At 28.3% G+C, this 22,051-nt stretch carries 16 protein-coding genes; 13 read left to right on the top strand and 3 right to left on the bottom strand.

Annotated elements, in window-relative coordinates; all coding sequences use genetic code 4:
• Positions 1-20: 20 nt before the first annotated feature.
• The 3 genes from BLA55_RS03460 to BLA55_RS03450 all read right to left on the bottom strand — a co-directional run bounded on the left by BLA55_RS03460 (position 21) and on the right by BLA55_RS03450 (position 6,052).
• A complete protein-coding gene (locus BLA55_RS03460; RefSeq protein WP_073372695.1) occupies positions 21-1,532 on the bottom strand; it encodes a hypothetical protein in 1,512 nt (503 codons plus the stop codon).
• 49 nt (positions 1,533-1,581) lie between these two features.
• Positions 1,582-4,785 (bottom strand): coiled-coil domain-containing protein, encoded by a 3,204-nt coding sequence (locus BLA55_RS03455; RefSeq protein WP_073372694.1) that lies wholly within the window; start codon positions 4,783-4,785, stop codon positions 1,582-1,584.
• Between the two features lie 439 nt (positions 4,786-5,224).
• Positions 5,225-6,052: a DNA-methyltransferase gene (locus tag BLA55_RS03450; RefSeq protein WP_198763818.1), complete on the bottom strand. Its 828-nt coding sequence runs from the start codon at positions 6,050-6,052 to the stop codon at positions 5,225-5,227.
• 1,588 nt (positions 6,053-7,640) lie between these two features.
• Here BLA55_RS03450 and BLA55_RS03445 point away from each other — a divergent pair.
• The 13 genes from BLA55_RS03445 (at position 7,641) to BLA55_RS03385 (ending at position 21,877) form a co-directional block, all read left to right on the top strand.
• Positions 7,641-7,961, top strand: coding sequence for a hypothetical protein (locus BLA55_RS03445; protein WP_157089924.1), 321 nt, complete (start codon positions 7,641-7,643; stop codon positions 7,959-7,961).
• Between the two features lie 28 nt (positions 7,962-7,989).
• Entirely contained in the window at positions 7,990-8,883 is an 894-nt protein-coding gene (locus BLA55_RS03440) for a hypothetical protein (protein WP_073372692.1), read from the top strand.
• Positions 8,884-9,153: 270 nt separating this feature from the next.
• Positions 9,154-9,333, top strand: coding sequence for a hypothetical protein (locus BLA55_RS03435; protein WP_073372691.1), 180 nt, complete (start codon positions 9,154-9,156; stop codon positions 9,331-9,333).
• Positions 9,334-9,530: 197 nt separating this feature from the next.
• The gene (locus BLA55_RS03430) at positions 9,531-9,872 is read left to right on the top strand and encodes a hypothetical protein (protein ID WP_073372690.1); all 342 of its coding nucleotides are present in this window, start codon (positions 9,531-9,533) and stop codon (positions 9,870-9,872) included.
• A gap of 184 nt (positions 9,873-10,056) precedes the next feature.
• Complete coding sequence (locus tag BLA55_RS03425) at positions 10,057-11,964, top strand: Mbov_0396 family ICE element transmembrane protein (protein WP_073372689.1); 1,908 nt, start codon at positions 10,057-10,059, stop codon at positions 11,962-11,964.
• A gap of 15 nt (positions 11,965-11,979) precedes the next feature.
• Entirely contained in the window at positions 11,980-12,444 is a 465-nt protein-coding gene (locus tag BLA55_RS03420; RefSeq protein WP_073372688.1) for a hypothetical protein, read from the top strand.
• A 19-nt stretch (positions 12,445-12,463) separates the two neighbouring features.
• Positions 12,464-12,943, top strand: a complete 480-nt coding sequence (locus tag BLA55_RS03415) for a hypothetical protein (protein WP_073372687.1) — start codon at positions 12,464-12,466, stop codon at positions 12,941-12,943.
• Between the two features lie 19 nt (positions 12,944-12,962).
• Complete coding sequence (locus tag BLA55_RS03410) at positions 12,963-13,265, top strand: hypothetical protein (RefSeq protein ID WP_073372686.1); 303 nt, start codon at positions 12,963-12,965, stop codon at positions 13,263-13,265.
• Positions 13,252-15,681 carry a helicase HerA domain-containing protein gene (locus BLA55_RS03405; RefSeq protein WP_073372685.1) on the top strand — a complete coding sequence of 810 codons (2,430 nt, stop codon included), beginning with the start codon at positions 13,252-13,254 and terminating at the stop codon, positions 15,679-15,681. The genes BLA55_RS03410 and BLA55_RS03405 overlap by 14 nt, the downstream gene beginning before the upstream one ends.
• 15 nt (positions 15,682-15,696) lie before the next feature.
• Positions 15,697-16,653 carry an MSC_0882 family membrane protein gene (locus tag BLA55_RS03400; protein WP_073372684.1) on the top strand — a complete coding sequence of 319 codons (957 nt, stop codon included), beginning with the start codon at positions 15,697-15,699 and terminating at the stop codon, positions 16,651-16,653.
• 67 nt (positions 16,654-16,720) lie between these two features.
• The gene (locus BLA55_RS03395; RefSeq protein WP_073372683.1) at positions 16,721-19,966 is read left to right on the top strand and encodes an AAA domain-containing protein; all 3,246 of its coding nucleotides are present in this window, start codon (positions 16,721-16,723) and stop codon (positions 19,964-19,966) included.
• Between the two features lie 64 nt (positions 19,967-20,030).
• On the top strand, positions 20,031-20,531 hold the full coding sequence (locus BLA55_RS03390; RefSeq protein WP_073372682.1) for a hypothetical protein: 501 nt from the start codon (positions 20,031-20,033) through the stop codon (positions 20,529-20,531).
• Between the two features lie 251 nt (positions 20,532-20,782).
• A complete protein-coding gene (locus tag BLA55_RS03385) occupies positions 20,783-21,877 on the top strand; it encodes a hypothetical protein (protein ID WP_073372681.1) in 1,095 nt (364 codons plus the stop codon).
• Positions 21,878-22,051: the final 174 nt, after the last annotated feature.

Raw genomic sequence — 22,051 nt, 5'->3', positions numbered from 1 at the left:
CATCGTTAAATTAGTGTAAATTATTCAAATTTGAATTCGCTTAAGTCATCACTTGTGATACTAATATAAAGTGGTTGTTTAGGATCTTGATTTAAGTAATCATTCATTGGAACTAAAACAAATTTATCAATTCATTCGTTTACTTGTTCATAAGCACTTAAATATTTAGTATTTCATTTAATTACTTTATTTTCGTAAATTTCATTATTTTGTCTAAATTTATCAGCAAAAGTTGCGTCAATTACATATAATTTATTATCAATTTTGTATGTGTTATTTATGTGAGCAAAAATTTCTTTGTTAGTTTTAAAGCGATACTGACTTTCAAAACCGACGTCCTTGTATCCTAATAAATTTAATGCGATATACATATAAGCACTATACCCTTGACAAAGGAAATTACTTACATCATTTTTAAGCGAAACAAATGTTACAGCATTTCATCTGTTTTGTGTCGTGTAATCATTTTTATACACTAAATATTTTGCTAATGCTTTAGTAGTTTGCTCTAAATTTCAGTTTTTATTAACTATTGTCCCGATGCTATTTTTAATTAATTCTAATGATTCATCAAGTAATTTCTTACCTTTTTCCATCATTAAATTTCATTCATCATCAGACATATTTCTAGTGTGTTCAAAAGCACTTTTTCTTTTTACGATAATTGGTCTTATAGAATTAGCTAATTCATAAATATAATCAATAATATAATCGATGTGATTTCGTCCATTTCTCTCAATAAAAGGATCTAAATTATCGTATGAAAAATGCGATGTATCTACTAATTCAGCTTGCGGAACAACCATTCACGCATCTCGAGTAAATAATTGATAATGCTTGTTTAACTCATCAATGATTTCATTAATTTTTTTATCAAAATAAGTATCTTTATTTCTCATATAAGATTTTTCAAAAAATGAATTGTATTCTTTTTTGATTAAATCTCATTTACCACTTCAATCTAAATTAGATACATCTAAAGAATTGAATTTTTTTAATTTTTCTAAAACGTCTAATTTTGTTAATTCATCAATTTGTTGTAGATCATCAAAAAAATACTTTTCAAAATCATTAAATCTATCAGAACTGAAAATCATATTGTTATATTTCAAAAGGTTATAAACAAATTTTTCTAAAAATCAATTTTCTTTGTCATGAGAAATTTGAAAATAGTTATTAATTTTTAATAATTCATCTTTTCATTCTGTATAGAATTTTTTTAAATCAGAATTTACAATTTTAGAATAATTTTCATCATAAAATGTTTGGACTTTTTCATGAAATGTTTTTGTATATTTTTCTTCTAAACTATTTAGATAATCAACTGGACTTGATAATTCTAAAAACTCATTTTGAATTTTTTTAATAGATTTTTCATATTCAATTTTAATTTCATTTATCAAATAATCTTTTTTTGTATCTTTTATATCTTTTTTCTTTTTTACTGTAGTAGTGTTAAAGCAACTAGTGCTAATTAATGGAATACTAGTAGATAAGAAAAGTACATAAGACAACAATTTAAACTTTTTCATTTTTTTACCTTTAAAATATATTGATAATATATTTTAATTATATTATTTTTTATGGTCGAACTAATATAATTTCTTTAATAGGTTTCATAAATTGTTCTGGTAATAAAATGGAATCGAATAAAACTAGTTCATTATTGTAAGTGCTAGTAAAATTGTTAAAACCTGATTTATTTTCTTTGTCGAGAAACGCTATATATTTTCTTATTTCGTTATTTTTTCCATCGCTTAGCGGACCTACTCCGATAGTTTCTGTTATTGTAAAAGTAATAGAAGTAGGTGTTTTAGAATATTCTATATTGATATTTTTTGAATATTGAACAGATCTCTTGCTCATTTGAAATCCGTGTACATCGTCTCGATAAGCAACCACATCTTTTTCTACTTTATTATAACCATAATTATACCCATTGGTAACGTATTCAGTTTTCTTTTCCGTACGAATTACACTATAATCTCTAATTTTTTGACCTACTGTAAAATATGCAAAATAAGAATTATCATAAAGAGCAACCCTTGATGTCTGTGTTCATTCTTGAATTGTTTTAAAATCGTTACCAATTCTAAGTCTGTAATTTTTTATTTCATCAAAACTATTAAAGTTAATGGTAAATTTGCTTTTTGCTTGACTATTAAAATTATAGAAATATTTATATTTATCTACTTCATCGATATTACCTCAATTAGCTCGTTTTGTTAATGCTCATTCAGAGTCTAAGCGATCTACATCTTTTCCAGACATATTATCCCCTGTACCTATTATTGTCTCCGCTCTAGCAATTTCCCTTGATTTATGAGATTCTGTTTCGGTACCAAAAATGACTTTATGATTTCACATCGACCCTTGAAGTCGTTTTAAGTCTTGGAAATTTTGCTCTGCTATTTCGTATTTAGATTTATAGTCATCTCTATCTCTAGTCAATTGTTGAATTTTCGCGTTTAAGTTATAAATATAACTACCAGCTTTAGCATCAGCTCCATCAGTACCTAAATCATAATCTGGATTATCTACACCGGTTAATTCAATTAATCTAGCTTTTACTTTTTTTAGTTCTTCATCTGAGCTACCACTTGGATTTGGATTAACTTGATAGTATCTGTCTCTTCAGTAGGTTACGTCATTTAAAGCTCGGTCTCTTTCTCTAGTAAGTGATGAAATTGAACTCTGTAAACGTGAATTTTCTCTTTCTAATTCTTCAATTCGTGCTTGTTTTTGACGGTTTTCCGCTCTTAATCTTTCTAATTCTTGTGAATTTCCTGTAGTATCAATTCTGTAACGCTCATTTTCTTCTCGTAATCTCTCAATTTCAGCATCTTTTTCGCTAATCTGATCATTTAAGTGTGAAATTTCTTGTGATTTAGAGCTAATTTCTTGATTTTTGCTTTGAATTTGTGAATTGAGATTTGAAATTTGTTGGTTTAGTTGTGTTGCTTGTTCTTTTAAGGTGCGAATTTCATCATCTTTTTCTGCTAATTCATCTTTCTTTTCTTCTAATTCGCGTGCTACTTTATTTAATTCAATCCGTTTTGCTGCAAATTGTTGTTCTTTGTATTTTAATTTATCATAAAGAACTTTAATATAACTACCATTAGCAGCGTTTTCTCCGTCATTTCCTAAATCAAAATCATGCTCGGTATTACCATAAAGAGCTAATAATTTAGATTCAGCACTAGCTAGTGATAATTTAAGATTCTTAATTTGATCACGTAATTCTTTAACAATTCCACCAATAGCATTTTTTTCATCAGGTTTTAATTCACTCTCAAGCGGTGTTTCTCCAACTAATTCATGATATTTAGTAGATAATGTTTCTAATAAAGTCTCTAAATTAGTATATGAATTTGCTAAAGCAACCAAATTTTGAGTTTTTGCTTGATTTAAAACATCTAAATTGTGATTTGCTTTGTCCTTTAATGACTCAAAAAGTGATAAGAATTTATCATATTCATCTTTTTTGACGGTTCCATTTTCAATTAATGATGTTTTGAAATCATCATCAGAAAGATCTAAGTATTTAGAATATCATTGAGCTAATTCATCATCAGTAAAATTGGAGATATCCCATTTTGAGTTAATTGTAATATTTGTTAATTCATCATCGCTAATTTCATCATTGTATTTTTTGATTAAATTGAGTTTGGTTGTTCCATTTTTAATCAATTCTTTCATATTCTCTTTACTAAAAAGAGATTTTAGAATTTCATCGTATTTTGCTTGATCGTCAGCAGCAGCATTATTTTTCGCTTCCGAGATATGAGTACCAAGATTTTCATCAACTGAATCAATTAAAACGTTTTTAGTTTCATTAACTTTAGCAATTAAATCTTTTAAGCTTTGACGATATGACACAATACTATCTAATAAAGCATTTTTATTTGCTTCTTTGTCTGCGATTAAGGTTGCGATTGTTTGATTATTTTGATTAATTGTTTCTTTTTGTTGTTCAATTAATGCTTCTAATTGAGCAATTTTATCATTTAGATTACTCAATTCTTGTTTTTGTTCATCGATAATTCTTTGTTTGGTTGCATTATCACCCTCAATTTGTGCGATTTTGAATTCTAATGCTTCTTTTTGTTTTTGTGTCTCAGCGATTAAATCCTTAATTTGTTGTCTTAATTTTGAGTTTTCGCTATTTGATTCTTCTAATAACATCTTAATTCGCTCAATATCAGAATTAGCTGCTTTAAGTTGTTCATTTAAGTTCTCAATTTCAGCATTTTTATTCGTAATTTCATCTTTCAGACTTGAGATTTGACCTAAAGCATCTGCTAATTGAGCTTTAAATTGTTCAATCTCGCTGTCTTTATCATTAATTGTATTGTCGCGGTCTTGAATTTTTTGACGTAGAATGTAAATTAAGCTTCCACTAAGAGCTTTTTCTCCGTCAACTCCTAAATCATATGTTTCACTTTCGCTTCCGGTTAATTCATATAATTTATTACGATGTGAATTAATTAATTTTTTTGCTTTATCTAATTCATCATTTAAAGCATCAATTTTTGCTTGTTTTGATTCTAATTCATTCTCAAGACCATTAATGGTGATTTTCAGATTTTTTGCTTCAGTGCTTAATTGATTAATAGTAATGTTATTAAGTGAAATTGTCTTTTTCGCTTGACAATTTTTAACTAATAATGGTGGGATTACAATTCCAGCTACTACAACTGCGGTACCAAAGATTGCGAGCGGGATTTTGCTGCGTTTTTTCTTTTCTTTGGTTTGTAATTCATCATTTTGAGATTTATTTTTCATCTATTTTCTCCTTTGATCTTTTTTTATCTTTCTTTTATAAATTCATATAAAAGAAAATCAATTATTTTTTTCTTATTAAACTAGGACTCAAAACATTGAATGTCCATATTTCGAGTCCTAGTTTATATTTAATTTCTTTTGTTATTTTCGTTTTTTATTGTCGCTTATATTATAATGGAATTATTTCCATATTTAACAAAAATTATAGATACATAACTAAAAATAATCATTAAAAAGAGATTTAAAATCAGATTGGGGATGAATTTTTAATGAAAAACAACTAATTTTTTTTAAATTTATTACATTAATGTAGTGATTTTTAAAAAATAAGTCGATTTATTTTAAATTTATTACATAAATGAAGTAAATTAAAAAATACGAAACACATTGGTCTCGTATTTTATTTTGTCATATTTTGGAAAAATATATGTTTTAGAACTTAAAAAGTTAATTCCTTTTCAAATATTTTCTCACTTTGATGCTCAATTCTCTCTTTTGCGATCTCAAAATAGGCTTTATCTTTTTCAATTCCGATAAATTTTCGACTTAACCCTAAAGCGGTTACTCCGGTAGTCCCTGATCCCATAAACGGATCAAGAATTATGTCGTTCTCATTAGTATGAATCTTAATAATTTCCTTTAATAAGGACAAACTTTTTTGAGTTGGATGGATAGTTTTTTCTTTTCCAATTTCTAGACTAGTTTCTAGGCTAGTACTAGCCAAGAAATGATCCTTTAAGAATTCAGGCTGAATATAAATAATTGCATTTGCATAATTTCCTAAATCGTCATTTGGTTTGTTAAACACTCATTTAGCACCTTTTTTAACTCCTCAGATTGCGAATTCTTTATCTTGAACATATCTAGGATTTACATTTCGCGGCATAGGGTTTCTCTTTTTTCACACCAAAATGTCTTTAACCGTAATATTATTCTTTGTTAATTCATCAATTAAGTATCTAATATAGAGATATGAACAAAAAATTATGATACTTCCATCTGATTTTAAAAGCGGTACATAATCTTTGATTCAACCAAATAAATCAAAATTTTCATCTCATTCTCCAAAATGAATTCCTTGACGTTTTGCTGATTTTAACGTCTTAAAATTATTTTCTTTTGAAATATTGTAAGGTGGATCTGTTATTATGTGATCAACCATCATTTTTTGTTCTTGAAATTCTTTGATGATTTTAAACGCATCATCATTATAGATTTTTCATTTTTGCTCATTTAATATTTTGATCGGTTTTATTTCTTGAGTCACGATTAATTTTTCTTTCTTTTAATTTTAGTGCGAGCAATATAAAAACTTAAAATAAATTTATATCTTTTATTTTTTCTCATTTACTTCCTTTTTATTCAATTTTGTAAAGCGTTTTTGGAATTTTGGCGTTATTAATATTATAATGAAATTATTTCCATAAATTAGAAAAATTAATAATAAATATGAGTAAATGAAATTTAATATGAATCATTTTTAAATGGTTCATTTTTTTATTTTTGGTTTTAATTATTTCTATATATACGAACTATTATTTGTCGTACTAATGTCGGTTAATGTACCGTACTAATTACAAGTTTTAAAGTTTTGAATATCTCTAATTTATAGAAATAAAAATCAATTTTAAAGTTCTTAAATCTATAAATTATTAAGACGAAATCTTATTTATTTGTCGCTCACTATACAAATATTTATTCCTTTAAATATCTCTTACAAATACCTTATTTTGTTCATGTTTTGACGTTTCAATATGATTTAGAATTGTTATTCTTTGTCGTTTATCTATCGTCCTAATATAACATCTATTACCACTCAAAGATCTTATTGTTGTTGCTGCATAACCAAAAAATAATTAAGCTATTAAGTCATTATCATTTATTTAAAAAATGTTTAATTAATTTATATTCTTAAAAAATAAAATTCACTAATATCTCTATAACATAGAGACTTTAGTAAATTTATTTAAAATATATAAATTAATTATAAAAATAATAATGATTTGATAAAACTATTAATTTCAAATTATTGTTATTAATATATTACATATATCTAATTAAGATATCTATCTTCTTAATATATATCTAAAGATCTAATAAAGAATATATATTAAAAAATATTCTATTAAAAGATTTATTAATGTATTTCTAAATAATTATTAATGTTTCATATTAGTAATATTAATAAATATTCTCATCTAATACTTCTAATTAAAGCTAGTTAGAATTCTATTGTCTTAAAGATTATTCTAAAAAGACAAGGAAATATTAAATAAGTAAGAAAATTAAATATAAAAGTCCTAAGGGGGTAACCCCCCTCCTTAGAATTGATTAATAGGAAAAAATAGATATTTCTTATTAAAAGTCTAAAGTAGAATAATTGTTAATATATCTCATCTAAAATAGAATCTTAATTAACATTAGTCTTATCGTCGTATTAATTAACACAATCATTAGAATTGATAATTCAAAACCATAATTAGCGGTCGCAAATCTCTCAAATGACGATTTCGAAAAAAATGAAAATATTTTCACAATGTTTTAAAATCTGGTGTACAATTAGATTGCTGATATCGTTTCCACATCGAAAAAATAATAGAAAAAAAGCGTTTTTTATTTTGGTCTGGAAATATTTCCATTATAATTATGATGTGGTTACCACAAAAAGGGGATCAGAAAGTGAGAATATGAAAATTAACAAAATATGGAATCTCAATTTTAAACGAATCTTGAATTATGACAAGAAACATATAATTGTCCGTAAATAATTCGCTGATGAAAATCTCGCACCATCGGTTGGGGATTCAATTTCACGGTTTGAATCAGATTTGGATGCTTTTATTGAAAAAGTTTCAATGATTCAAGATAATGACAAATTACGAGTTACAATAGCTACGCAAACATATTTATTTGTCCTTTGTTATGGTCATTTGAATCGTTCGATGACTTTTGATGAACAAGTAAATGCCATGAATGATTGACTAACAAGGTTAGCGATCGTGACGTGTTTACGGATGATCGACTTTACTAAGGACGTATCAAAAATGAGCGTGAATGTACCGAAATTATTGAGTGCTTTTTTAAAATCATTTGTATTTGGTTTTTCTAAAGGTTTTTTTATCTTATCTGATATACCTTTTCAAATTGAAGATATCGCAACAACCTTAGAAGCATAAGGTTGTTTTTTATTAGGATAAATTCAAAATGCAACAAACTAGATTAGTTAATATGTGTCTAATTCATCAAAGACGCTTTGATAAAAAACCACTCTCTAAAGAAATTGCGTCAATTCAAAGAACGTGAAACAACAGTGTCTTGTCTAACGACTTAGTTGAGATTGCTCAAGCACTTGCTAGTGGTAAGACCGTGTGATTTAATACCAATCGACTTGATACGATTATTATTGACATCGATCGTTCAACTTTAGCCTTTAATGATGCAATTAAACTGTTACATCAACACAAGAAAATCGTTCCTGATATCGCTTATGAAAGTTTCTCCTCAAATCCAAAAACCAATACACATTCTTATCGAATGATTTTCTTTATCAATCGCTGCATCACCAAAAACGAATATCTTAATTTCACGCTTGAAGTGTCGAATTTGCTTTCTACTGACGTTGATTTTGCGTTTTGTAACAACACCAAACAAATCTGTTTTGGTACCAACAAAAAAGTTTTTATTAACTATAGTGGACCTAATTGAGACAACCAAGTCAATAACATTGAACTCCAAGACACTCCACCGCAGCAAGAAACACGGTATTTAGGTAAGATTAACACGCGAGACAAAAGTATCTATGAGTTAGAACAATTGAGTTATAACGACTTTAAAATGCGTTTAAACATGATTCTGGCTAAACGGATTCACATTGGTTATGACATTTGCTTGCGTTGGTTCTTTGCTGAGTCGTTTAATTTGGATAAACAACAACAAATTTTAAACTTAGCTAGTTTAGACACACAGCACAAAGTAATGCAAATTGCCAAACGTCGTTATCCGTCATATGCATATAAACTCTTTAAACCGCACGGAAATTTCTATTCCCTTTATCAAGAGAATCATAATTTATTCCAAAAAATTCAGAAAACGAGGTAAACAACGACAAGAAGATATTACACTATCACAGTTTTTGACTCTCAAAAACTCAAAATTCCATGAAAAATTTGACATAAGATCAAATTAAAACGATTTGGATCAATTCGACAAGAGATTGTTGATTTAGAAGCTTGAAGTACCTATAAGGATCAATATTTACCGGAGTGACTAATTAGCAACTTCTTCGAAAAGATCATTTTGCATACCAAAAAAGGTAAACGTGTGTTTTACGTGGACTTAAGTGAATTACCGCTGCTCTTTGGTGCTTAAATGCGAAAAATCTCTGCGATGTTAAAACATTTACAGAATACTTACACTAAATTACGTCGAACACATGTTAGTATTCCACAAACCATTTTTGAAGATGCAACAAAGCACAAAAACGAAATTAACGATTATCAAAAAATTCAACCAATTAATAAATTTGAATCAAAAAACGAAAGGAGATAGCAAGTGACGAAAAAGAAAAAGTTATTTGCAATCATAGGTTCAACCTCTTTCAAAAACAAATAAGAATACGAAAGCAACTATAATGGTTGCTTTTTTTGTTCCCTTGTGTCGCGAATTCCAAAAATCTCTTTAATTTTATATGGAATTGTTTCCATAAATAGTATAATAGAGAAAAATAAATTTATAGGAGGTCAGTAGTGGATACATTAATTCACAAATTAGCAAATACTTCTGAAATGGATTATGAAGGAAGTAACATTAAAAGAGGATTGACGACATTTAAAGAATACTTTAATGGTTTATTTAAAGATGTTAGTTCAACTGTTCAAACCTTTGGAAGTTTAACACTAACAATCATCGCAACTATTTTTGCTGGTTACTTTATTTTTAAATTAATTAAAACATTTAAAAATAGAAATTTAGCGTCAGATAGTTCGAAAAACATTCAAAAATCATTCTTGATTAATGGAATTGGTTTAATCTTGTGTTTAATAGCTGTGCCAGCTTTTATCTATTGATTCACATTAATTGGATCTTAAAAAAGAAAATATTAATTGATAATTAAAAAACGAAAATAGAAAGGATTTAAAATTTTTTTCTTGACTTTATAACCTTATAGCTTATGGTTTCTTTAATCTCTTTTGGTTTTTAGTACGGTTTTTCTGAATTTTAGGATTATTAATCAATACCATTTTTGAAGCTGTCTTTTTAAAAGGTGTTAACTTGGTTCTATTTGGAAAACTTAATCCCGAATGATCAGACATTTCTTTTAATAACACTACATTTATTTATTCATTGCTTGCACTTGTGTGTTTTGTTGTCTTGATGGTTATCATCTTTTTTGTACTCAAAAAATACGCTAACAGCGAAAATGGATATGGAAATTTAATTCGTTCACTCAAGAAAATACCAATTATCGCTCTTATTTTTGTCTTAACTCCATTTACCGTTTATACCTTGAATCTAGCAGCAAATGGAATTTTTTGACTTATTTCAAGCATTACCAAAGCTGAAAATGGATCAATTGCGAGAGAAGAAATTTTCAATTCGTCATTAATGAAAATTGTATGACACAAAGCCGGTTTGTGAGATGAGTGAACTAATGATGAAAAAACATGATGAAATAGCAAGATAGAATACACAATTAACGGAAAAAATAATGATTTATTCTTAAAAATTGAAAAAGACTATTTTGATAACTGAAAAGATGGTTCCGGAGTGGTCTTAATTGTTAAAGCAACATTATTTGCTCTTGGTACGATCACATTTTTGGTGGTGTGTTTAAATACTATCATTCAAGTAATTCAACAAATTTGATGAAAAACAATTTCCCTACCGATTATTATCCCCTCGATTATGCGAGAAGATGATATTCATTTTAAAAATTGAATTAAAAACTATTTTGGACATTTCGCTTATTTCGTCGGAGTCTCGTTTGTTTATTCGTTTTTCGCAGTTACAATTAATTTTGCTTTTCAATTCAACGATGAGATTTTGGTCAAATCAGCCAGTTTTGTTAAACCTTTTGCTTGATTTACTGAGTTATTGTTATTCTTATTTTTTGCTTATTCATATATGACGAGTTCGTTTAAGTTTTTGGATAAAATCATCATGCATTTTGGTTTAGAACTTGACCCGCCGACACAATCACCATCATTTGCATTTATGAAAAAAATGAATCCAATTCGTGCTGTTAAAGGTGGAATTAAGAAATTTAAGAACCGCAAACCGCAAATTAAGAGCAAGGAGACTGAAGTCGATGCTAAAGCAAAAAGTACTCTTAAGAATGAAAATAAGCGAACCATTAGCGATGGTAGAACACAAAAGATTAATGCAACCAAGACTGATACACAGAAATTAACCAATTCAACAGCTCTAAAAAACCGTAAGAGCAAAGCACAAGAGTTGTCTCAAACTCAAATTAATCCCGCAGTTGTGTCAGATTCAACACAAGTAGCGACTACACCAACTAAGGTAGTCAAACCAAAAACGACTCGCAAAGCAAAAGCGTCAGAAGTAGATTCAAATGAGTTAATTAACAAAGCACAAGCAACTAATTCGTCGAAATTATCCAAAACAGCATCAATTAAAGATGAAACTAAGTTAATCGATAAGAATACCAATACTCAAACTGATGAGTTGAGTATGAAACAAAAAGAAAAAATTGAATATTTTGACAAATCCAAAAATGATAAGCCAGATAAAAATAAAGCTCAAAATACCAAAAACGCGAAAAATCAAACTGGTGAGATTCAAGGAACAACAAAATCAGATATTGTCTTGTTAATTGAAAAATTAGAAGAAATTAATAAAAATATTGCGAACTTGAAAAACCCTGATGAAGATAAAAGTAAAAAAGGAACAAAAGGCCAAAAAGTCACCGTCAAAGTTCAAGCAGACACAAGCGATAAGAGTGACAAAGCAACCAAAACCAAAAAAAGTGATACCAAAGCTAAAGCAACAAGTGAAAGTGACGCATCTAAAGTCGATAAAGCTGAAGCAAAAGTTAAAGCAAAAGCTAGCACTAAAAAAGTAGTCGACTCAAGCAGTATACCAAAAGCCCAAAATGAAGCTCAAAATGAAGCTCAAAGTAAAACACAAAAAAAAGTTAAAGCAACCAAGAAAAAATAACAATTAAAGGAGTTTATGTCAAAGGAAACATTATTAGAGAAAATTGAATCGTGAGAAAAACGTAATCAATTAAAATGAGCAATTCAGTTGATTCTGCAGTCGCTTCAATATGATCATTATCGTAATATTCGCTTCTCATTAGCTGCTGAAAAATACATTGACGTAGTTAAAGATTATTTAAAAAAAGATAATTCCAAACTTACGACCAAACAAGTTCGTCAATTAGTTGATGAAGATAAATATTTAATCTCAAAAATTGCGATTCTTTGCGTGAATAACACAGCAAAAACTCTTAAAGTTCAAGCTCTTGATAAATTAGCAATTGCTCAGATTTTAAATCTTAAGGATTTAGATGATTGTTTTGAATATGAAGATCAAAATGCACAACTAAAGATTTGTGAAGAAGTTTTAATTAAGCATTTTTTAACACGTTTTATTGAACATTTTTGATTGCAATGTTCTCTAATGAGTGGTAAATAGTGAATTTAAAGGAGTTAGAATGGAACAAAAATTACTTAAAAGTTTAATTAAATGATTAAATAATCAAAAAATTAAGACTTTGGTGAGAAAAACATTGTCCAAACACCGCAGTTTAAAACAATTCCAAACACTTGATTATTATGATTTAGCTAATGATTATGTCACGTCGTTTATCTTTGATTTTGAAGAACGAACAATTAAGGACTTAAGTTCGATGAAGTTAAATAAGCGAAACAACATTCACCGCATTATTAATTTATTCGAGCAAAATAACATCGAACAAAGTGCAAGTCAAAACAAATTACAAATTCAATATTATCAATTTCATAATTACACATTAAATAACAGAAATACCAAAGTGACCAAAAAAATAATCCAAAAAGCACAAAGATACATTATTTGTGAATTTCTAAGTCATTTTTTTGATTTATTAGTTAAAGAACTCAAGAAAGAAACGACTAAAGAAATGACAAATAATGTCTATCTTTATGAATTTTAAAAACAACTAAAGGAGTTAGATGTTACAACCAAGAAAATTATCAAGTAAAAATATTTCACTCTTAAAAGGAATTAATTTAAGAGACACAATCTTTATTGGTCTGTTTGCTCTTTTGTCATTGTTGATTTGAGTCGCGACTTATTTTTCAACTACCGTCTTTTTTGATTGAATCATTGGTGCACTCAAGTGACAAGTTTTAATTGGAATCATCTTTGTGGTGCTATTTTTCTTTAAAAAAGAGTCCAAACGCTTATACGTGTATTTATATCAAATGTTAATTTTCAAAATTAAAAAGAGAAAATGAAGTTATGAAAATAAATAATCCAATTATTAACATTAGTTCCATCAATGATGATGGAACCATTGAAATTGATAACAAAAAATATGTTTTATTCGACTTACAAGGACTCAATTTTTGGTCGTTTGACACACATACACAAGAAGAATTTATTAAAAACATTCATAACTTATTTAAGTCACTCAAATTATGAAAATTTAAGATTTTGAAAATCAATTTCGAAAATGATTTAAAAGAAAATAAACAAAAATTAAAAACTGTAATTGAATCAGTGATTGCTCAATACAACTCAGCTCCGCGGAGTGTGAGTGAGAAAAAAATCTTAGAGAATAAAATCAAATATTTTGACTCGGTCATTAGTGATATTGAGACTTTAGAATCCAGTAATGAAGAATTAATTAACAAATACTACATTTTAGCCGAAATTAACACTAAAGAATCTTATTCATTTTGAATCCGCGAAAAAGAAGATTTATTCCAAAGTGCGAATTTACACATTCAACAAATTAAAGATGCCGGTGAAATTGAAAAAGTATTTCATTTTTTAGCTTTGCAACCATTTAAGCAAAGTGTACAGATGGAAGAATTTAGTGACTATATTAAAATCAACGATAAATATCTTTGATGCTTCCGTATCGAAGACTTTCAATCGATTTTGTCAGATTCATTCTTGTTTGATTTCATGTATTACAACAGCGTCGGAACACAAAAAATTAACACTAACTTTATCATTGAATATCTTGAGTTAGATGAAGAAAGCAAAATCAAGATGTTAAATAAGGTTTCGCGGATCTTACGCTATGAAATGGATGAAACTAATAAAGATACTGAAGCATCGGAAATTGGAATTGAACAACAAGCCTTGCAAAATTTAATCAATGAGAATGCTCAATACAAACTTGGGTTTTTTGATTGTAATTTCATCGGTTGTATTTCATCACACGATTTAGCCGAGTTGCGAGCAATTCGCAATAAAGTGATTTTCGAAGCAAAGAAAAATGGAGTCTTAATTAATGTGTCTAAATACGAACAAGGTGACTTGTACAAACATTTTACACTTCAAACGCTTTTTGATCTGAACCAAAGCGTTCATACATTCTCAACCTACAACATTGCGCGTTCGTGAGCATTTTTATCATCATACTTTAATGATAAAAACTATTTAATCCTCGGTCGTAATCGTAATGATGGTGGTGTGTTATTTTTTGATAACATGCTTAAAAGCGAAAAACGGATGAGCTCATCAATGTTTTTCATCGGAAAAACCGGTTCAGGAAAAACCACCGCAATTAAAAAGTTCATTAATTATCATAGTAGTAAAGGTGATTCGATTTTCTTAATCGATCCTAACAATGACTATACCAAATTAACCTTAGAAAATGGTGGTTCGGTAGTCGATTTATCCGATCCGCTCAATTTTAAGATGAATGTACTTGAAATTAAACCAGAGTTGTACCAAGATCCAAATACCAACCAAATTATCCCAACACCAATTAAACAATTAATCAACTATAAGATTAAATTCTTAAATGGTCTATTTAAGTTAATCGATCCGAATTTAGAAAATATCGATTTGGAATTAATTGAACGAACCATTAAATGAATTTTTAAGGAAAAAGGATACTATGAAGCGGAAGCGGACTTATCGCAATTAGACCAAATTCGCATTCAAGACGTTATTGACGTCTTAAAAGTGATTAATTTAGAAGTTTTATCCGATTTTGACTTTTCATTCTATAGCGAAGAACAACGTAAAGGTGTGTTGCGGTTTTTACACCACAATTTCGCCGACAACGGTGACTTTGAATTTTTTAACACCTATGATAGTTTTGAAATTGAAAGTACTCTAGTTTCATATAACATGCAACAATTATTAGCTAAAACCGGCGGGATTCCAACTAAGGAAACAAGTATTTTATTTTATCTTTTGATTTATCAAATTTCTTATTCAGTTATCGAAAACTTAAAATACAATCTTAAAACCTTTGGAATGGAGCAACAAAATAAATGAAGAGCAATTGTAATTGTAGTCGATGAGATGCATAAGTTCCTTGGTGGAGCTGCCGGAGTGCTATTAGTCGATTTCTTATTTGACTTAATCAAGACCTTGCGGAAATACTGGGGACTCCTAATTTTAGGAACGCAGTCCTTTAAGGATTTTACTTTGAATAAGGAAATGGAAAGTAAGACCAAACAATTGCTCGAACAAACGCAATATAAGTTCATTTTAAAGGTTAATCGTGACGATTTAGAGAGTTTTAATAACTCTTTATCAAACGATTCGAAACTGCTAGAATGAGAGCAAAATTACGTCAACAACGCACACCAAGGGGAAGCTTTATTCATGTGCGATGATACCGACAAATATCCGATTTCGTTTTTATATAACGATTATGAAGAAGATTTATTTTTTACACAATTAAGTTCCAAAACACACTAACACAAAAGGAGGAAGATGAAATTTAATCCTACTACATTTTGAAAATTCAAAAGCAATAACAAAAGTGATTCCGCACCGCTACAAACAACCAACGTAGTCAATTCAGTTGTGCAAAATAGTCTCAACATGAGCAACTCGCACAACTCAACTGTCCCAGGGGACACTCAAGACAATTCAGAGGGACAAATTCCAAAAAAACTCGTACCACAAAATCTCTCTTATGTCATTGGAATCGTTAATTTACAGCGTAAAACGTCATTACTCTTGATCTTAATTTCGCTCTCATTTTTAATTACTAGCGGCATTTTGATTGGATGTTGAATCGCTAAATTGCTAGAAAATACATTTTTTGGTATGACCAATTTAAAATTTCTTTTACCGTTGATTTTATTAATTTCGTTGTTTTCACTTGTCCATTTTAGTTTGAAATATCGTTTTATCAAACGACTATTAATTTCACTACGTGAAGATGGAAAACAACAATTTTACAATGGTACCAGTGCACTATTCTACAAAGAATATAAGAAATTGAATTTATTGCAATTACACCTTAATTGAATTTTAGCTTATGTAGTCACTTTTTATGGTTTATTCACGTTAATCGTTTATTTATTGCGTCATACGGTAATTGATGCAGGTTCCGTTGATGGAAATTATCATATTCAACTAAATATTTCACAAATGTTATTCCAAAGTTTTGGTAATTTGAACACCTTTAGCTTGATTAATTTATTAATTATTATCATTTTTAGTGCATTTATCGTAATGTGAAAACTCATTATCAATTACAAAAACAAACTAATTGTTGCGACATTCCAAGAAGATTTTTATCAAATTGAAAAATTAGTTGATGAGCGGAAAAACATTTTAAACCGTAGATATTTTATTGGTTATGTGATTTTGTCAATTATCGCATTAATTCCTTTGGCAATCCTTTTGTGAAAATTTATTCGAAAAATGATTAAAAAGTAATATTTTGGACTTAATTTGAACTAATTTAGTTATTTTTAATTTTAAAGCAACCAAAAAAGGAGGATAAATGGCTCTTTTTAAAAAGACACAAAACTTGATTAATATCGATGCGAAATATCAAAAATTACTTAATAATTTGCTCGATATTCAATCTAAAGGTGATAATGCTATTTTTTATCACACATCTAAAATAAATCAGGATTTGTTAAAAATCCTACCAAAAAAAGAAGTCAAAAATATTTTCAATAGTAAAGATTTTGAATACGAACTAGAATCTCCAGAAGAAAGAAACGCGACCATTAAAGCGAGTGATTGTCAAAACTTAGACACTTTACTTAAATGATCACAAGAAACAAACACTAAAATCACTAAAAAAGATTTAAACCTATTAAAAAGCGATTTTGATTCAAATATAGAGTCATTCGTCGAAAAAATTAATAATAAAAACTCATCATTTTATAAAGAATGAAAAGAACATATTAATCGAATACAAGAAATTTATACTGAAACTGGTATGTGACCGCTTTTTATTGGTTCATGCTTTATTAAGTATTCAAATGGTGCGGATTTTTCTTTTTATGCTCCGCTTTTACTTAAACCAATTAACGTTTCAATTCGACGCAACAAAGTAGTGTTTAGCTCGCGTGAAAATTCCGTTATCTTTAATGAAAAATTGCTTTATGCGTTAAATAAAGTCACAAATAATGCTTTACCAAATTTAGAGAGTTTTGATAATAACTCGCTTAAAGATGCGGTTGATAAAACGCTCGAAACCTTTAAAAAAGAAGCAAAAAACTTAAATTTTGACGATGATATTGAGTTTATCGCACCACTTAAGGAATACATTAAGAATTCCGAACAAGAGATTTTTTCAACCTTAGAAATTAAACCTGGAGTCGCTTTAATCGTTTGTCATCCCCTAGGGAATACTTTACGTGAAGCACTTTATAACCTAATTATCAGTAAAAAAATTGATAACTTGATTCAAAACGATTATTTAGTTAATCACGAACATCAAGTAATAAATGATGTAGTTGAAAAATCAAAATTAATTCGGATTATGTCAACCGATTTAACACAAGAAAAGGCAATTGTTGGTTCCTTGTCCAACTCAGCTGTGATTGTTGGTCCGCCTGGGACAGGTAAGAGTCAAACCATCGCCAACATCCTTGTCAATATTTTGGAAAATAATAAGCGAGCACTCTTTATTTCACAGAAAAAAGTTGCTTTGGATGTAGTGCTCAAGCGTCTTGGTAAGTACTCAAATTTAGTTTTTCAGTTTTTCGAGTCAAATAAATCAACTAAGTACGAAAAAACCTACTTTTATAAACCACTCTATGAATTTTATAATCAGATTCGAAGTGTCAATGATAATGTGTTGATACCAAAAAACGAAGAAAAATTTTTCAAGACTATTGAAACAAATTATTTTGAGGCCAAACAAGATTTGATTTCGTCCCCTAAAAAGGACTTACGAGCTTATTTTCGAATCAAAAAAGCTGGGGACATTGAGCGACATTTAGAAGATATTAAACTTTTTTATTCGTTATTTGAAAACAATTTTAATACACGAAATGAGCTAAAAACTTATGCTCAAATTTACGATAGTAAAAATCCAATCAAGAAAAAACATTTAAGTCAAAGATTAAATCAACATGATAATCAATGGTATAAGAGTTTAACACCACTAAAATACAGCAAAGAATTTCGCGTTAAATGTCGTAAAGCAAAAGCTATTAAGAACTTATTTAAAGGTAATTTAAGCAATTTTGACCTTAAGGACTTCATTACAATTGGATCGATAATCAACTTTAATACCTTACGCAAATTTGACCTATTAGAAAATGAATATCGTGATTTTATTGATAATAAAAATAACCAAAATACCACACCGGAGCAATTAGAAAACATGTCTAAACGCGTGTCGCTCACTGCACGCAAAAAACTTGAAGCGTACAAGCAAAATGAGTCCAATAACGTGGTGGTTAATACCTTTTTAGGTAAGATTTCACGTGCTGAAACCACTCCGTCATTGTTTGTAAATAAATATAAAGACCTTTTAAAAGAAATCTACAATATTTTTGTTGGTACTCCTGAAATTTTGGCCAATTTCATCGATTTTGAAAAGGATCATTTTGACTACATTATTTTTGATGAGTCATCTCAAATTTTCCTTGAAAAAGCTCTACCATTTGTTTCGCTTGCGGACAAAGTCATCATCGCTGGTGACACTCAACAAATGCAACCAACTAACTGATTCAACAAGAGGGACAATGAAATTGAAGACGAGTACAGCGTGGACAAGGTTGTTTCGATTTTAGATTGAGCATTACAAAATAATTTACCAAAATTTTTCTTAGAAATGAATTACCGTAGTAATGCATCGGAATTAATTCTCTTCTCATCAAAAGAATTTTATGAAAGTCGACTCAAGGGATTAGATTATTTTAACGCATCAGATTTAGATTCGATCCTAGTTTATAACACTAAAGGAACTTGAAAAGACAATAAAAATGATGTTGAAGCTAAAAAAGTGATCGAATTAGCCAAAAAATATCTTGTCGAAAACAAATCGATGATTATTTTGACTTTTAATCGTAAACAGCAAGATTATATTCGTAGTTTAATCGCTAAAAGTGAACCAAAACTCTTTGAAAAACTTGAAGACGGTATTTTATTGCGTAATTTAGAAAATATTCAAGGCGATGAAGCTGATATTGTAATTGTTTCAATTGGATACACAAGTGACGCAAAACTTTCAAGCACCTACATCGGTACCGGAAATGGACGTAATGCGTTAAATGTTGCTATTACACGAGCAAAAGACAAGTTAATTGTGGTTAAATCAATCAATAATGAAAATGTCATACCAAATAACAACATCAATTTAGTAACTTTTAAGGAATGACTTAAGTTTTTAGATTTAAGTACCACAGCAAAGAAGAATTACACAATTTTAGAACTTGAAAAACAAGATCAAAAGAAGAAAAGTTACTTTGAAATAGAAGTAATTGATTGAATTAAAGCACAAGATTTCGCTAATCGTATCGAAATTGTCCCCAATTATGCAATTGGTTCTTATCCAATCGATTTAGCCATTTTAGATAAGAAAACTCAAAACTTTTTAGTCGGAATTAGTTTAGACGATACAGCAAATTCCGAAAGTTTTGAAGACATGTTAGATCAAAAGAAAAAGAATGATTTTATTAGATCAAAAAATTATCCAATTGTTAGAATTAGTAATTTCAAGTTTGAAAGCGAAAATAACACATACTTAAACAAATTAAAACTCGCCATCGACTCAAAAAAATAAACGACAAAATTTCAATATATTCAGAAAACGTTTCCATATATTATGAAAAAAGTTTATAATATTGATGCGAACAGGAGGTATAAAAATCGAAAAAGAACAAACAAAACCAAAAAGAAGTATCTTTAGAGGAATTAAAAGTGGTGTGTTGGGAATCTTAAGACAATTTTATCTTTTTGCAATTCCATCATGCTTATTCTATTCAATTATGTTTATGATTTGAATTTTAACTTATGCATTTATGAAAGTTAACTATAAAATAATCGCCTTTGTCACTATTCCTTTGATCAGTTTCTTAATCGTTTCAGTAATTTTAAATGGCAAGAAGCCAAAAATTATTATCGCAGTTATTTTATCTTTATTATTTTTAGTTGGAATGATTGCTTTTGTTCATGCATTCGTTTTAAATTCACAAGTAAATACATTGTTTATAGTCGCATCACAAGATATTAAAACCTTGATGCGAATAAACATTATCTTAGCAGTAACATCAATATTTTTTGCTTTAATTGCTTATTTTATTCATCAGTGAAACATTTTCAAAGAATTAACCAAAAAAGCAAAATAAAAACTCTAAATTTATAACTTATACACCTATAGCATAGGTTAATATGTTCCTATTAAAAAACATAAACAAAATTAAAAAATAAAAAAGAAGTAATTAGAAAATATAATTCGTTTGTGACTGAAGTGTCCTAAAAGACAACTTCAGTTTTTTATTTGTCGCTTTTTTAATAAAATTAATATATGTGAACTAAACTTAATTCAACCTTACAATATGAGAGAATAAATTGCTTCACTGTTGCGACATGAAATCAAATGCAAAAAGAGTTTTATGAATCAAAACAAAGGATTCAAAATAAGATTTATTTTCATTGTAAAAGAGAAAAAGAAATTATTTCATTTAATCAAAAATACGTTTTTACAATCTATTGTTATAGTCAAAAAATCAATGGTAAAAACAAAGTTTTTAAGTATATTCCAATTCCAAATTTGGCCTGAATTAGTGCTGAAAAATATGATCGAGCATTTGTTTATGAAACCTTGTGCTCGACTTTTTTAGCTAATGCAAATCTTTCGTCGTTGAATTTGATTTGTAATGTTCCGTCACGATCATTTTTATATATGAGTAAAAAGAAATTAATTGCTCAATATGAAAAATTCTCACAAACACAAAATTCTTTGAAATCTAAAGCAGGAATTCAGCACAAGGTGAACATTGATATTCATCTTGATGATTTTTATAAGACGGTCGTTATTAACAAAAATAATCAATTAGTTGCTTTTCGTTTGGTCTATTTTAAGTTTTTGAATTGTCACAGCAATGAAATAATTAAAACCAAAATTCACATTTATCGATTAAATCAATTCAAAACGCATCATGAGTTCGTCACAGAATTACAAAAACAAATTAGTCATTATGCGTCTAATATTAATCAAATTAATGTTTTATCCGATAATGCTCGTGTGTTTAAGAAAATCGCACACAGCTTAGGAGCAAAACATATTCTTGATTCATTTCATTTTACTAAAGCATTTTTTGATTTGTTGCTGTTTCGTAAAAACGAAACACATTATAAATCAAATCGTCACTGAATTAGTAAAATTGAACAAAAGCACAATTTTAAGCTCACTCAAACATTTCAGAAATTACTTAAAAATAGAGACATACAACAAATTATTAAATATTTGAAGAATTTTATTGTGCAGTATCAAAGCTTAATTCCTAGTTCGAAAATCAGACAAATTCAATCCTTTATTAACAATTATAAAAACAACATTTCATGTTATATTAATAATTACACTTGCGAAGCAGAGTCAATCGTTTCTAAGATAAAATATCAAGTTTTTAAACCTAAAACAGTATATTCAATTGAATCTCTGTTTTTTAAAATAAAAATTTTGTGTCCTTAGCATTAGTTTCGGTATCTTTGTACCGATGTTTTATTATGTTTTTTTATTTTAACTTTATTTATGAGTCATTTATAATATAATTAAAAATATAAATGAGTGAATTATTTTAATCACTTATGTCCACCATGTTTTTGACACTCTCAAAATTTTTCGGAAAATTTCGATTCACAGAAC

The organism is Mycoplasmopsis pullorum (assembly GCF_001900245.1).
GTDB lineage: Bacteria > Bacillota_I > Bacilli_A > Mycoplasmatales > Metamycoplasmataceae > Mycoplasmopsis > Mycoplasmopsis pullorum.
This window is presented reverse-complemented; position numbering and strand designations above follow the sequence as displayed.